13 protein-coding genes and 1 pseudogene are annotated in these 13,703 nt (G+C 64.7%); 8 read left to right on the top strand and 6 right to left on the bottom strand.

Going from position 1 to position 13,703, the window contains the following annotated elements:
• Nucleotides 1–185: 185 nt before the first annotated feature.
• Nucleotides 186–731 carry a cucumopine synthase-related protein gene (locus AC07O0_RS30000; protein WP_494628466.1) on the bottom strand — a complete coding sequence of 182 codons (546 nt, stop codon included), beginning with the start codon at nucleotides 729–731 and terminating at the stop codon, nucleotides 186–188.
• Nucleotides 731–1,150 carry a hypothetical protein gene (locus AC07O0_RS29995; RefSeq protein ID WP_494628464.1) on the bottom strand — a complete coding sequence of 140 codons (420 nt, stop codon included), beginning with the start codon at nucleotides 1,148–1,150 and terminating at the stop codon, nucleotides 731–733. Before AC07O0_RS29995 ends, AC07O0_RS30000 begins: the two co-directional genes overlap by 1 nt.
• A gap of 351 nt (nucleotides 1,151–1,501) precedes the next feature.
• Here AC07O0_RS29995 and AC07O0_RS29990 point away from each other — a divergent pair, with 351 nt between their 5' ends.
• From AC07O0_RS29990 to AC07O0_RS29965, 6 genes are read left to right on the top strand one after another with little or no spacing between them, the layout of a single operon-like run.
• Nucleotides 1,502–3,553 (top strand): hydantoinase/oxoprolinase family protein, encoded by a 2,052-nt coding sequence (locus AC07O0_RS29990; RefSeq protein ID WP_494628462.1) that lies wholly within the window; start codon nucleotides 1,502–1,504, stop codon nucleotides 3,551–3,553.
• 5 nt (nucleotides 3,554–3,558) lie between these two features.
• Nucleotides 3,559–5,196, top strand: a complete 1,638-nt coding sequence (locus AC07O0_RS29985; RefSeq protein WP_494628460.1) for a hydantoinase B/oxoprolinase family protein — start codon at nucleotides 3,559–3,561, stop codon at nucleotides 5,194–5,196.
• An 11-nt stretch (nucleotides 5,197–5,207) separates the two neighbouring features.
• Complete coding sequence (locus AC07O0_RS29980; protein ID WP_494628458.1) at nucleotides 5,208–5,903, top strand: ABC transporter permease subunit; 696 nt, start codon at nucleotides 5,208–5,210, stop codon at nucleotides 5,901–5,903.
• A gap of 10 nt (nucleotides 5,904–5,913) precedes the next feature.
• Nucleotides 5,914–6,576 (top strand): ABC transporter permease subunit, encoded by a 663-nt coding sequence (locus AC07O0_RS29975; protein ID WP_494628456.1) that lies wholly within the window; start codon nucleotides 5,914–5,916, stop codon nucleotides 6,574–6,576.
• A 10-nt stretch (nucleotides 6,577–6,586) separates the two neighbouring features.
• Nucleotides 6,587–7,351 carry an ATP-binding cassette domain-containing protein gene (locus AC07O0_RS29970; RefSeq protein WP_494628454.1) on the top strand — a complete coding sequence of 255 codons (765 nt, stop codon included), beginning with the start codon at nucleotides 6,587–6,589 and terminating at the stop codon, nucleotides 7,349–7,351.
• Between the two features lie 15 nt (nucleotides 7,352–7,366).
• On the top strand, nucleotides 7,367–8,206 hold the full coding sequence (locus AC07O0_RS29965; protein WP_494628452.1) for a transporter substrate-binding domain-containing protein: 840 nt from the start codon (nucleotides 7,367–7,369) through the stop codon (nucleotides 8,204–8,206).
• A gap of 343 nt (nucleotides 8,207–8,549) precedes the next feature.
• Here the strand turns inward: AC07O0_RS29965 and guaA are convergent, their stop codons facing one another.
• Together guaA and AC07O0_RS29955 are read right to left on the bottom strand one after the other, a co-directional pair.
• Nucleotides 8,550–10,127, bottom strand: coding sequence for a glutamine-hydrolyzing GMP synthase (gene guaA, locus AC07O0_RS29960; RefSeq protein WP_494628451.1), 1,578 nt, complete (start codon nucleotides 10,125–10,127; stop codon nucleotides 8,550–8,552).
• A 51-nt stretch (nucleotides 10,128–10,178) separates the two neighbouring features.
• Nucleotides 10,179–11,477 carry an RsmB/NOP family class I SAM-dependent RNA methyltransferase gene (locus tag AC07O0_RS29955; protein WP_494628449.1) on the bottom strand — a complete coding sequence of 433 codons (1,299 nt, stop codon included), beginning with the start codon at nucleotides 11,475–11,477 and terminating at the stop codon, nucleotides 10,179–10,181.
• Between the two features lie 143 nt (nucleotides 11,478–11,620).
• On the opposite strand from AC07O0_RS29955, the gene AC07O0_RS29950 reads away from it, so the two are divergent.
• Both AC07O0_RS29950 and AC07O0_RS29945 read left to right on the top strand, forming a co-directional pair.
• A complete protein-coding gene (locus AC07O0_RS29950) occupies nucleotides 11,621–11,758 on the top strand; it encodes a hypothetical protein (protein ID WP_494628447.1) in 138 nt (45 codons plus the stop codon).
• Nucleotides 11,759–11,939: 181 nt separating this feature from the next.
• Nucleotides 11,940–13,103 (top strand): glycerophosphodiester phosphodiesterase, encoded by a 1,164-nt coding sequence (locus AC07O0_RS29945; protein ID WP_494628446.1) that lies wholly within the window; start codon nucleotides 11,940–11,942, stop codon nucleotides 13,101–13,103.
• Between the two features lie 84 nt (nucleotides 13,104–13,187).
• Here AC07O0_RS29945 and AC07O0_RS29940 read toward each other — a convergent pair whose 3' ends face one another.
• Together AC07O0_RS29940 and AC07O0_RS29935 are read right to left on the bottom strand one after the other, a co-directional pair.
• The gene (locus AC07O0_RS29940; protein WP_494628444.1) at nucleotides 13,188–13,457 is read right to left on the bottom strand and encodes a hypothetical protein; all 270 of its coding nucleotides are present in this window, start codon (nucleotides 13,455–13,457) and stop codon (nucleotides 13,188–13,190) included.
• A 138-nt stretch (nucleotides 13,458–13,595) separates the two neighbouring features.
• A pseudogene (locus AC07O0_RS29935) lies at nucleotides 13,596–13,703 on the bottom strand (amino acid ABC transporter ATP-binding protein); the annotation flags it as partial.

Here is a 13,703-nt window from a genome sequence, read left to right as displayed (position 1 = left end):
AGCTTCGCCTCGTCCGCGGGCGCTGGCGTGCTGTCCTCGACCATTCCGGCTCCCTTTCAGGGTTGCGCTCCTGTATCAATATATTCAGGAACTGGCCCGCTGCATAAGTCAGCCTCCAAAAAAAATCGAGCCCCGACCGTGGTCGGGACCCGGATGGGAGAGCGGCATGAACCGGCGCGGCGGGCTCAGGCTGCCGGAACGAGCCTCGAGAAGGCCCCGAGCTCGGCCGGCTTGCGGTGCGGGAAGGCGACGCCGAGATTCCACGGGAAGATGAAGTGGACCCAGCGGTGCATGCGGATGACATAGGTCATCATCGCCCCGGTCAGTTCCACGTATTCGTCCTTGGTCTTCAGCGTGTCCAGGGCGTCCGAATACATCTGGCCAACCTCATGCATGTTCGTCAGGCCGAGATCGGTCATGAACTCGAACACGTTGAAGGTTCCGGTGAGAAACTCCCGCGTCATTCGGTTGAGCGTCGCAAGCTCCATGTCCTCGTATTTGGAGATCTTGAGCAGCCGATACATGACGTCGGCGCCGACCAGCATCAGATAGGCTTCCAGATGCACGAGCACGGAGAAGGACTGCTCGCCGCTGCCGGCGCCGCTGTCGATCACGCCCCAGCGCACCTTCTGGATCTCGACGGGCTCGTCGAACCAGACGCGGTCGATCTGTTTCTCGATAATCGTCTTGGCCTCGCGCCAGTCGCCCTCGAACCTTGCGATATGGGACATCAGGCAGCCCTCCGGACATTGATCTCGACGATGCTGCGCCGCGGCTGGGCTACGGTCTGCTCGTACACATGCGCGCCGAGCGCCTGGAGCTTAGGCAGGTCCTCCTCAAAGACCTCGGCGAACTTGTTGACGGTCGCGCTCTCGGTGATCTTGCCGTAGGTCAGGCAGATGGTCTGGCCGGGCGCGTAGAGATAGACGGCGCCCGGATGGCGCGGAACCATGTTGTTCCCGCCCAGATGGACGATCCGGGTCGGCATCCAGACGGCCTCGCCCGAGATCACGACATGGCCGAGCACGCTCTTCAGCGGCAGCTGGGCAAGCACCTGATCGACGACATCGGGGTTGTCCTGCGCCAGCAGTCTGGCACGGAACGATAGACCGATGCTCGGCGCATCGAATTGAATGACATCGGATGGCATGGGCCCTCCTCGGCTGGTTGAAAGGATAATGATCAAGCCAAATATTTATGAAAATAACCATTCAGTATGTCAATCCATGAAATACAACGTTCTCTCACATCCTGCGCTGACCCTCCCAACGCTGGTGACGGCTCCACGGAGGCGCCAGCCTGCGCGGCACATGAGCGCCCCCCTCCCCGCCAACGTCGCGGCTGGAGATGGCGTCTCGCAGCCCAGTTCATACCGAGCCGACATGCGCCCTATAGTGAATGAAAAAATTCCCTTGATGATAAATAAGAAATAAAATATTCATCGCCGATCGATACTCCGACGCTGAGGGGTGGGTTCGGGATGAGGTCGCGACAGTCGCAGATGGGCACCTACAGGATCGGCGTGGATTCCGGGGGGACGTTCACGGACGTCTGCGCGCTCGACGAGGACAGCGGCGTGTTCACCGTCTGGAAGGTCAGCAGTACGCCAGCCGACCCCTCTGCCGGCATCGTCGATGCCGCCGGCAGCATGTTCTCATTGCTTTCCGAGCGCGATGGGAGCGAGCCGCGGCTCAGCTTCTTCGGGCACGGCACGACGGTCGGCACGAATGCGCTGATCGAACGCCGGGGCGCTCCGACCGCCCTGGTGACGACGGCCGGCTTCCGCGACGTGCTCGAAATCGCCCGCCAGCGCCGGCCCGAGCTCTACAATCTGCAGACCATGCGGCCGGAGCCGCTCGTGCCCCGCGACCTGCGGTTCGAGGTCGCCGAGCGCATCCAGTTCGACGGCTCCGTGCTCGTGCCTCTCGACGAAGACGGGGTCCGCGGGCTCGTTCCGGCGCTCCGGGAGTCGGGCGTGCGCGCTGTCGCGATCTCCTTCCTTTTCAGCTTCCTCAACCCAACCCATGAGCAGCGTGTGAAGCAGATCCTGCAGCAGGAGCTGCCGGATGTGTTCATTTCGGTGTCCTCGGACATCGTGCCGGAGTTCCGCGAGTATGAGCGGACCTCGACGGTCGTGATGAACTCCTATCTCGGCCCCTTGATGCGCGCCTATATCGACCGGCTGCAGGACCAGCTGAAGGAAGTGGTGCCGTCGCGCATCATGATCACGCAGAGCAATGGCGGCCTGATCAGCGCCGACCTCGCCGCGGCGCAGCCGGTGCGCACCGTGCTTTCGGGCCCGTCCGCCGGCGTTGTCGGCGCCGTGAAGATCGCCCAGCAGATAAAGCGCGGCAACCTGATCACCTTCGACATGGGCGGCACTTCGGCCGACGTCTCGATCATCAGCAACTTCGCGCCACGCTACAAGTCGATGACCAATGTCGAGGGCTTCCCGATCAAGGTTCCGATGATCGACATCCTCGCCGTGGGCGCTGGTGGCGGCTCGATCGCCCATAACGACCATGGCCTGCTGAAGGTCGGGCCGCGCAGCGCTGGCGCCAATCCGGGCCCCGTCTGCTACAATCTCGGTAATTCCGAGCCGACCGTCACAGACGCCAATGTCGCGTTGGGCATCCTCAACCAGAATCATCTGCTGAACGGACGCCTGCCAATCGATGCGCAGGCCTCGCGTGCCGCGATCGAGCGGCTCGGCGCCGGCTTCGGCCTGGGCTGGGAGCGGGCGGCAGCGGGAATCCTGCAGGTCGTCAGCGCCAACATGGTCAATGCCATCCGCGCCATGACCGTCGAACGCGGCCTCGACCCGCGCGATTTCTCGCTGTTCTCGTTCGGCGGCGCCGGGCCGTTGCACTCGGGATATCTGGCGCGCGAGCTGGAGATCGCCGAGATCGTCGTGCCAGCTTTCCCGGGCGTGATGTGTGCCGTCGGCCTTTTGACCAGCGGGATGCGCATGGATTTCGTGCGCACCCACTACGAGCCGCTGACACAGGGCAGCCTGGACGGGCTGGAACGCCAGTTCGGCGACCTTTCCAGGCTTGCCCATGGCTGGTTCGACGAAGAGGCCGTGCCCGCCGAACGGCGAAACATCGCCGCGGCCGTGGATCTCCGTTACGCCGGCCAGGCCTATGAGCTGACGATTCCCGTTGCTCAGGCGATTGGCGCGGTCGGCTACGACGCCGTCGTCGCGGCTTTCGTCAACGCGCATCGCGAACGCTATGGCTACGTCGTCGACGGGGAAGCGATCCAGATCACCGCAGTGCGGACCGAGGCTTTCGAGACCCTGTCCTTCCAGCATCAGGTCGCCGACCGGCCTGCGGCGAAGGGACCGATCACGCCCGTGGAGCACCGGGAGATTCTCGATATCCACGACATGAAGACGGTCCGGACGCCCGTTTACCAGAAGGCGACGCTGCCGCAGGAAGCCGAGATCGCAGGTCCGTGCGTGATCGAGCAGATGGATACCACCATCCTGGTCCTGGGCGGGCAGCGCGCCGTCATCGACCGCCACGACAACGTCATCATCTCGGCTGGATGAGCGTCATGCAGATCGATCCCATCACCACGGAAGTCGTCTCGAAATACCTCCAGTCGGTGGTCGACGAGATGGGCAGCATCATCGTCCGCACCGCCTTCTCGACCAACATCAAGGAGCGCGAGGATTGCAGTACCGCCATCCTCAACGAGAAGGGCGAGATCGTCTCGCTGGCCGAGCGCATCCCGATGCATCTCGGCTCGCTTCTCGGCATCGGCGGCTATGTGCTCGATCACATCGATCTGGACGATGTGCGCGACGGTGACGTGTTCATCGGCAATGATGCCTATCGCGGCGGCGGCACGCATCTGAACGACATCGTGCTGATGCAGCCGATCTTCGTCGCCGGCCGCTATTGCGGCTGGGTCACCAACCTGGCCCATCACTCCGACTTCGTCGACAGAAGCCACAAGCACATCTTCCAGGAAGGGCTGCGCATCCCGCCGATCCGCCTCTATCGCGGGGGCGAATTGCAGACCGACATCCTGGAGCTGATCCTGCTCAACTGCCAGGTTCCGCGCGAACGCCGGAACGATCTGGCGGCGCAGATGGCGGCCAACCGGCTCGCCGTGCAGCGCTATCGTTCGCTGTGCGAGCGCTACTCGCTCGATGTCGTCAAATCGGTCGAGCGCGAGATCATGGACTACGCCGAGCGCAAGACGCGGGCGTCGCTGTCGTGCATCCCGAACGGAGTCTACCGCTTCAACTCGAAGTTCGACACCAACCTGATCGGCCATGTTCTTGACCTCAACGTGGCGGTCGAGATCAAGGACGGCTCGATCCACTTCGACCTGTCGGGAAATCCGCCGCAGCTCCCGGCGCCGATCAACATGGTGCTGACCGCCACGCTGGCCACGCTCTATTACGCCGTGAAGACCCTCGTCGCTTCCGATGTGCCGCCCAATGCCGGCTTCCATCGCGCGATCAGCGTCCATGCCGAGCCCGGCTCGGTGCTGAATGCCCAGGAGCCGGCCGCCGTCTACAGCCGGACGGACATCTCGCTGCGTCTGGTCGACATGATCCTGGCGGCGCTGCAGCCGGCGATCCCCGAGCGCGTCATCGCTGCATCCACTGGCGGCGGTCTCGTGACAATCAGCGGCACGAGCCCGCGTAGCGGACGCTTCTATGTCTACAACGAGATGATCGGCGGCGGCATGGGCGCGCGCTATGCGCTCGACGGCATGGACGGAACCCAGGTCCACATCACCAACACCGGCAACCTGCCGGTGGAGGCGCTGGAACTCGAGTTTCCGCTCCGCGTCGAGCGTTACGAGCTTGTGCGCGATTCCGGCGGGCCGGGCCGGAGCCGTGGCGGCATGTCGATCCGGCGGACCGTCCGCGCGCTCGGGCATGACGCCGTGGTGAATGCCGGCGGCACGAACAGCCTCCTGCCGCCCTTCGGCATCGCGGGTGGCGAAGCCGGGCAGGTCTGCCGGGTCGAGCTCAGCGGCGACGAGCCGGCGCTCAAGAACCGCAGCGGCCGGCTGAAAGCCGACGAGACCGTGACGATGGTCACCTCGTCGGGCGGCGGCTACGGCCCCGCCTCCGAACGCCTCCCGGCCAAGATCGAGAAGGACCTGCGGGAGGAGCGGGTCTCGGCCGAGGCCACGACTCGGCATTATGCCCATGCGACCCCCGCAAGCTGACGGGCCGGCCGATGACGAACCCGCAGGACATCATCGGCCTTTCGATCCAGTGGATGCCGTTCCTGCTGGCGGGCCTCGGCATGACGCTGCTGCTGGCGACCGGAGCGCTGGTGATCGGCCTCGTCATTGGTGGCGTCGGCGCCACGCTGAAGCTGCGGCAGAACCTGTTCTCCCGCACGCTGATGGAGATCTACACGACGATCGTGCGCAGCGTGCCCGAGCTGATCGTCGTCTACTATTTCTACTTTGGCCTCAATGAGGGGTTGAAGCTGCTGCAGTGGCTGCCCGGGGCGCCTTCGACGTTCGAGTTTCCCGTCCTGGTCGTCGCCTTTGCGGCGCTGGGCTTCATCGCCGGCGCCCTCGCCATCGAACTTTTCCGCACGGCCTATAATGCGGTGCCGCAAAGCGAGATCGTCGCTGCGCGCGCTTTTGCGATGCCAGGCTTCGTGCTGTTCCGGCGTGTGCTTTTCCCTCACATCCTGCGCTACTCGCTGCCGGGGCTCGGCAATATCTGGATCGGGCTGCTGAAGGAATCGTCGCTGATCTCGGTGATGGGGGTCACCGAGCTGATGCGGGCCACGACGATCGCGTCGAACTCCACCGGCGCGCCCTTCGTCTTCTACCTGCTGTGCACGGTGCTCTATCTCATCGTGACGCTCGCCTCCGGGGCGATCTTCGCCTGGCTTGAACGTCGGTACGAGGCGTGAGGCAGCGGCGATGAGCTATTTCGAGATCGCGTCAGAGGTCGCCGCAGGCATCCCGGTCTCGCTGGCGGTGGCGTTCGGCGGCATCGGCATCGGAGCCATCCTGGCGATCGGCGTCGTGGCGGCGCGCATCAGCTCCAACAAGCTGCTGAGCCTGTCGGCGTGGACCTATCTCCAGCTGGTGCGCAGCATCCCGATGATCGCGCTGCTGTTCATCCTCTATTACGGGCTGAGCCAGTTTCAGGGCGTGCGCAACAGCCCGTTGTGGCCAGTGCTGCGCGAGCCGATCTGGTGCGCGATCATCGCGCTGTCCCTGAAGGCCAGCGCCTATGTCGCGGAGGTCTATCGCATCGGCATCTCCGCGGTGCCCGCCGGCGAAATCCAGGCGGCTCGCAGCTTTGGCTTTCGTGGATATCGCCTCTATCGCTCGATCATCATCCCCTATGCGACCCCGGTGGTGCTGCCGGCGCTGAGCAACGAGATCGTCATCCTGGTCAAGGCGTCGTCTCTCGCCTCGCTCATCACGCTCATGGACATTACGGGAATCGCGGCGGCGATCGGCTCGGACACATTCCAGCCGCTCACGGCCTTCTCGGTCGCCGCGGCTTACTACCTTGTCTTCAACGCCGTGATGATCGCCCTCTTTCGCATAGCCGAAAGCAAACTCACGCGATGAGGAGGACCGCATGAGCATAGTCCTGTCCGCACGACGGATCGTCAAATCGTTCGGAGCCAAGACAGTCCTCAAGGACATGGGCGTCACCGCCCACCGCGGCGACGTGATCGCGCTGATTGGCGCCTCGGGCTCGGGAAAGTCGACCTTTCTGCGCTGCCTCAACTTCCTGGAGACGCCCGATTCCGGCGAGGTCGATTTCGGCGGCGACCAGATCGACATCGCCGCCTTCCGGCAGTTACCCGCACGGGAGAGGAACCGGCGAGTCAACGCGATCCGCCGCAACATCGGCATGGTCTTCCAGAGCTTCAATCTCTGGTCGTCCAAGACCCTGCTCGAGAACGTCATCGAGGCGCCGGTCCATGTGCATGGACGCGCGCGCCGGGAATGCATCGAGCAGGCGGAGGGACTGCTCGCCTCCGTCGGCCTCGCCAGCTTCCGGGACTACTACCCCAAGCAGCTGTCCGGCGGGCAGCAGCAGCGCGGCGCGATCGCCCGCGCGCTGGCGATCAACCCGGCGGTCCTTCTCTTCGACGAGCCGACTTCGGCGCTCGATCCGGAGCTTGTGAGCGAGGTCCTGCAAGTCATGCAGAAGCTCGCGGACTCCGGAAGCACCATGCTCGTGGTCACTCACGAGATGGCTTTCGCCCGCAACGTCTCGAATAAGGTGATCTTCTGCGAGAACGGAAGCATCTCTGCATCAGGAACGCCGACTGAAATCTTCTCGAAGGAGGGGCCGGCCGCCTTGCGAAAATTCATGACGACCGTTTCACACTAAAAATAGGGGAATACCATGAATAGACTGTTCGGCTTGTTTGCTGTCGCGGCCCTGTTCACGGCTGAGCCGGCATCGGCTCAAGAGGGCTCCCTGAGGATCGTCACCGAAGGCGGTTTCCCGCCCTGGAACCTGACCGATGCGTCGGGCGCGTTGAAGGGCTTCGAGATCGACTTCAGCAACGCCTTGTGCGCGGAGCTCAAGGTCAAATGCACGATCGCCAGCCAGACCTTCGATGCGATGATCCCTGCCCTCAATGACGGCAAGTACGATCTGATCGTCGATGCGCTGGGGATCACCGAAGCGCGCCAGAAGGTCATCGACTTCACCGTTCCCTATGCAGGCCTCTGCTATACCTTCGCCTCGGTCACGCCCTCGGTGAAGACGAAGCTGCCGTTCGAGGATCGCATCGAGGTCTTGAGCGACGACAATCTCGCCAAGGCGATGAAGTCGTATCGGGACGCGTTCACGGGGGCCACGATCGGCACCCTAGCCTCCGGCACGTCGACGCGGTTCATCAGCAAGAACCTCTCCGACGTATCCTCGCGTCCCTACAAGACGCCGGCGGCGCGCGATCTCGACCTCAAGGCAGGCCGCGTGGATGTCGTCTTCGCCTCGAAGGACTCGCTGCTCGCCCTCAAGAAGTCCCAGGGCATCGACACGCTGGAACTGATCGGCCCGTGTCTCAGAGGCGATCTGCTCGGCACCGGCGGTGTCGGGATCGGCGTCAAGAAGGGCAATGCCGAACTCAAGGCACGTCTTGATCCCGCCATCAGAAAGCTCGTCGACAACGGGACAGTGAAGACGCTCTCAGAGCAGCATTTCGGTCTCGACATGAGTCCTGTCGGCCTGAACTGAGCAAGGGACTGCGAGAGAATATGTCTCCGGTCACCCTCTCGGCTCAGTTGGAGTTGTAGCGTGGCTGCGTGCACGAAATTTGAGGTGCGAGGTAGCAATTTTCGGGTTGAAGAGCCCAACCCAAAAGCGACAGCTGCAAGGCACCGTCTGCTAGCTCAATCAAAGCTAGTGACGAGCGTGGATGCAGCGCCACCGCGCAACCGTCTTGATCGAAATTGGTGAGGTCATTGCTTCAGCAGTCGCTTCGACTGTTCCTGACTAGTGCGTGCGAGAAGAGTCTCTAGCTCTGCGATTACCGTCAGAGGCAATCGCAGAGCAATATTCGCTTCAGCTCAAATTGCAATCACTCCCACTCGATCGTGCCGGGCGGCTTACTCGTCACGTCGTAGACCACCCGGTTGATGCCCTTGACCTCGTTGATGATGCGGGTCGCGGTGCGGCCGAGGAAGGCCATGTCGTAGGGGTAGAAATCCGCCGTCATGCCATCGACCGAGGTGACGGCGCGTAGTGCACAGACATGGTCATAGGTCCGGTAGTCGCCCATCACACCGACGGTGCGCACCGGCAGCAGCACAGCGAAGGCCTGCCAGATCACGTCGTAGAGGCCGGCCTTGCGGATCTCCTCGAGATAGATCGCATCGGCCTTGCGCAGGATGTCGAGCTTCTCCTTGGTGATCTCGCCGGGGCAGCGGATGGCGAGGCCCGGCCCCGGGAAGGGATGGCGGCCGACGAAGGCCTCGGGCAGGCCGAGCTCGCGACCGAGCACGCGGACCTCGTCCTTGAACAGCTCGCGCAGCGGCTCGACGAGCTTCATCTTCATGCGCTCGGGCAGGCCGCCGACATTGTGGTGGCTCTTGATCGTCACCGATGGCCCGCCCGAGAAGGAGACGCTCTCGATCACGTCGGGATAGAGCGTGCCCTGGGCGAGGAAGTCGGCGCCGCCCAGCTTGGCCGCCTCGGCGTCGAAGACGTCGATGAAGAGCCGGCCGATGGTCTTGCGCTTGGCCTCTGGATCGGCGCCGCATTTGGCGAGCTCGGAGAGGAAAAGCTCTTCGGCTTCAACGTGGACCAGCGGGATGTTGTAGTGGTCGCGGAACAGGCGCACCACCTCCTCCGCCTCGTTCATCCGCATCAGGCCATGATCGACGAAGACGCAGGTGAGCTGGTCGCCGATCGCCTCATGGATCAGCACGGCCGCGACCGCCGAATCGACGCCGCCGGAGAGCCCGCAGATCACCCGGCCCTTGCCGACCTGGTCGCGGATCTTCTTCTGCATCTCGGCGCGATAGGCCGACATGCTCCAGTCGGGCTTGCAGCCGCAAATGTCGACGACGAAGTTGCGCAGCAGCTTGCCGCCATCGGGCGTGTGCACCACCTCGGGGTGGAACATGGTCGAGTAGAAGCGCTTGGTCTCGTCGCTCGCCACCGCATAGGGCGCGTTCTCCGAGGTCGCCTTGACGGAAAAGCCGTCCGGCAGCTGCGTGACGCGATCACCATGGCTCATCCAGACCGGGTAGCGCCCGCCCTGCTCCCAGACCCCTTCGAACAAGGCCGACGGCGTGACGATCTCGACATCGGCGCGGCCGAACTCGGCGGCATGGCCGCCCTCGACCTTGCCGCCGAGCTGATGCGCCATGGTCTGCTGGCCATAGCAAATGCCGAGCACCGGCAGGCCGGAGGAGAACACCTCCTGCGGCGCCCGCGGCGAGCCTTCATCGGGCACCGAGGCCGGGCCGCCGGAGAAGATCACGCCCTTGGGCTTCAGGCGCTGGAAAGCGTCGGAAGCCGACTGGAACGGTGCGATTTCGCAGTAGACGCCGATCTCGCGCACGCGACGCGCGATCAGCTGCGTCACCTGACTGCCGAAGTCGATGATCAGGATGGAGTCGTGGGGGACGGGGTTCTGGGGCTGAGCGCTCATCGCGCCCGGTTACGCCATCGCGCGCGAGCGCGCAACGGCGCTGAAGGCGGATCAGGCCGGCGCCGAAAGGCAGCTCAGATAAAACCCGTCCGTCCCGGTCCGGCGCGGCGAGAGCTGCAGGCCAAAACGCGTGGCGAAGCGGCCGAGCAGGCCGAAATCGACCTCGCCGGTATCGAGCAGGGACCGCGTCGCCACCGGCCCGAAGCCGGCATGTCGTGCCAGGAAGGCTTCGACCGCGCCGTCGTTCTCCTCCATCAGCATCGAGCAGGTGATGTAAGCGATCCGCCCGCCCGGCTTCACCAGGCTGGCGGCACGGTCGAGCACCTGCGCCTGTTCCTTGACGCGCTCCGCCAGCGCGCCGGGGCGCACCCGCCATTTCGCATCGGGATTGCGCCGCCAGGTGCCCGAGCCGGTGCAAGGTGCATCGACCAGCACTAGGTCGATCCTGCCGGCGAGATCGGCGAGCGCATCATGGCCGCGGCTCTTGGGCACGCGCACTTCGACATTGCCGGCGCCCGAGCGGGCGAGCCGATCGTGCAGCGGCGCCAGCCGGCGGCTGTCGAGATCGGTGGCGAAGATGCGTCCCTTGCCATCGAGGACTGCAGCCAGCGCCAGCGTCTTGCCGCCGGCGCCGGCGCAAAGGTCGACGACGGTCATCCCTGGCTGCGCCCCGGCGAGCAGGGTCACGAGCTGAGAACCCTCGTCCTGGATCTCGAACTCGCCGTTGAAGAAGCCCGGCTCGCTCTGCAGCGATGGGCCACGCCCGTCGGGGCCGGGCAGAAAGCGCAGGGCATCGGGCGACCACGCGCCCGGCTCGGGCTGAAGATGGGCCAGCGCCGCACGCAGCTTGTCGCGGTCGGTCTTCAGGCGGTTCGTGCGGATATCGGCCGGCGCCCTGCCCGCCAGAGCCTGTCCTTCGGCAATCGCGTCATCGCCGAAGCCGGTCATGAAGGAGGGCCAGAGCCAGTCGGGGACATCGGCGCGCGCCCACCCCGGTGCGGCGTTGAGGTCGTAGGCGGCGAGCCCGGCGACTTCGAACTCGTTCAGCGGCGCCGGCGCGTGATTTAGCCCGTTGAAGAGCTCCGAGATCTCCTCGACGCCGAGGCCGCGCTGGCTCACCAACATACCGAGCACCAGCGCCCTTGGCGTCTCCTCGCCAAGCGCGTGTGCCGAGGAGGCACGGCGGCGGAGTGCGTCATAGACCAGAGAGGCGATGGCGGCGCGGTCCTTGGAGCCGGCAAAGCGGCGCGACAAGCCCCAATCTTTCAGCGCATCGGCCGCCGGGCGCCGACGCTCGATCAGGTCCGTGAGGACCTCGATGGCGGCGCTTAGGCGGGCGGCTGGGGTCATGTCCGGCAGTTCCTGTCTCGATCTTGCGGGCTGGCGCGAACTGGAACGATTCCGAAGCGCGACAGGACCCTTGACGCCCTCGTCCCACAGGGCGCAAGACGATACAACTCCTTCCGCAACGCCAACCGCCTGGGATTCCTGCAATGACCGCCCTCTCCCGCCTCGCCCTTGCCGGCCTGTTCTGCCTGTCGCTCGCCGCCTGCGCCACCCAGCCGGTCGACACCACGCCGCCGCCGTCCAAGCGCCTCGACGCCAAGACCACGCTGGAAGGCCGTCGCTGAGCCTCCTGCTCCGGTCGCTCGAGGCCAATGGCAAGCGAGCGGCCGGAGCCTTGAAGCGCACCTTCGCGGTGCCGGCAGGGACAATCTCCTGGCACTGCGAAGAGGCAAACGGGCCTTCACCGGCCTGTCATATCGACCGAGCAGTTTCGCGACCTTCCACAGGACACGAGGATCGGACGAGATGAAGCCCCTGTTCCAGCCGGCGACGATGCTGGCGACCTTTGCCCTCGTGCTGGCCGCGCCGGCCCTGGCGCAGAGCCCCGCCCCTACCCTCGACGGTAAGCCCGCCCTGATCGTCGGCCATCGCGGCGCCAGCGGCTATCTCCCTGAGCACACGCTCGAAGCCTACAAGCTCGCAATCGAGCACGGCGTCGACTTCATCGAGCCCGACCTGGTCTCGACCAAGGACGGCCATCTCGTCGTCCGCCACGAGCCGATGCTGTCGGGCACCACCGACGTCTCGACCCGGCCGGAATTCGCCGCGCGCAAGACGACCCGCAAGGTCGACGGCGTCGACACCAGCGACTGGTTCGCCTCCGACTTCACCCTCGCCGAAATCAAGACGCTGAGGGCCAAGCAGGCCTTCGCCGACCGCGACCAGTCGCATAACGGCAAATACGAGATCCCGACGCTGCAGCAGGTGATCGAACTCGCCAAGGCCGAAAGCGCCCGCACCGGCCGCACCATCGGCATCTATCCCGAGATCAAGCATTCGACCTATCACTCGGCCCTGGGTCTTGCGATCGAGGACAAGCTGCTCGATCAGCTGAAAGCCGCCGGCTGGACCGAGAAAACCTCGCCGGTGTTCATCCAGAGCTTCGAGACGGCGAACCTGAAGTATCTGCGTGGCAAGACACAGCTGCGCCTGATCCAGCTCGTCGATGCCGACGATGTCGACAAGGATGGCGGCATCGTGCTCGCCGCCCCGTTCGACAAGCCCTACGACTTCGTCGTTACCGGCGACAAGCGCACCTTCAAGGACCTCGTCACCGCCGAGGGCCTTAAAGAGGTCAAGACCTATGCCGACGGCGTCGGCCCCTGGAAGCCCTATCTGATGCCGGCCAAGCAGGTGCTCGGCGACGATGGCAAACCGCGCGACCTCAACGGCGACGGCACGATCGACGAGCGCGACCGCGTGCTGCTGCCGCCGACCGACGTCGTCAAGAACGCCCATGCCGTCGGCCTCTTCGTCCATACCTGGACCTTCCGCAGCGAACCCAAGCGCCTCGCTTCCGATTTCAAGAATGACCCGGCCGCCGAGTACAAGGCCTATCTGGCGCTCGGTATCGATGGTCTGTTCTCGGATTTCCCCGATCAGGCTGTGAAGGCGCGGAACGCCAAGTAACCGCCTGACGAAACAAGGCCGCCGCACCGACTGGGTGCGGCGGCCTCACAGACACGACTAGACTGAACTGAACTCAACTCACGTTTAGTCGCAGACGCGGACCGTACGACGGATTTCGCCGCGCGGGGTTTCGCGAATGCGCGTCTCGGTGCGGCAGTCGCGCTCGGCGCGATAGGCCCGGCGGCGTTCCCAGCGGTCACGCTCGCGCCAGCGATCCTCGCGATCCATCGCGCGTTGGTGCGGCGTGCGTGTGTCGATCCTGACGCCGCCCGGCCCGAGATCCACGGACTGTGCGAAGGCGCCGGTGCCGGCGAGCAGCAGGCCCGCGGCAAGGGTCGAAGCAAGCAGTTTCATCGGCTTTTCCTCCATTGTTGGAAAAAGCAACGATGCGGGCCGGCAAAGGTTCCCCACCAGTAGCGCGTCCAAAACCATGTCACCAACGCAAACGGCGCCCGCAAGGGCGCCGTCGCAGAAGGAGGCGATGCCCCCGGCTCAGTGCAGGATCTGGGAGAGGAAGAGCTTGGTGCGCTCGTGCTGGGGGTTCTTGAAGAACTCGTTGGGCTCGTTCATCTCGACGATCTGGCCGGCGTCCATGAAGAT

The organism is Allobosea sp. GW821-FHT10B12, assembly GCF_059415545.1.
The sequence above is the reverse complement of the archived record's forward strand: the minus strand, read 5'-3'. Positions and strand labels throughout refer to the sequence as shown.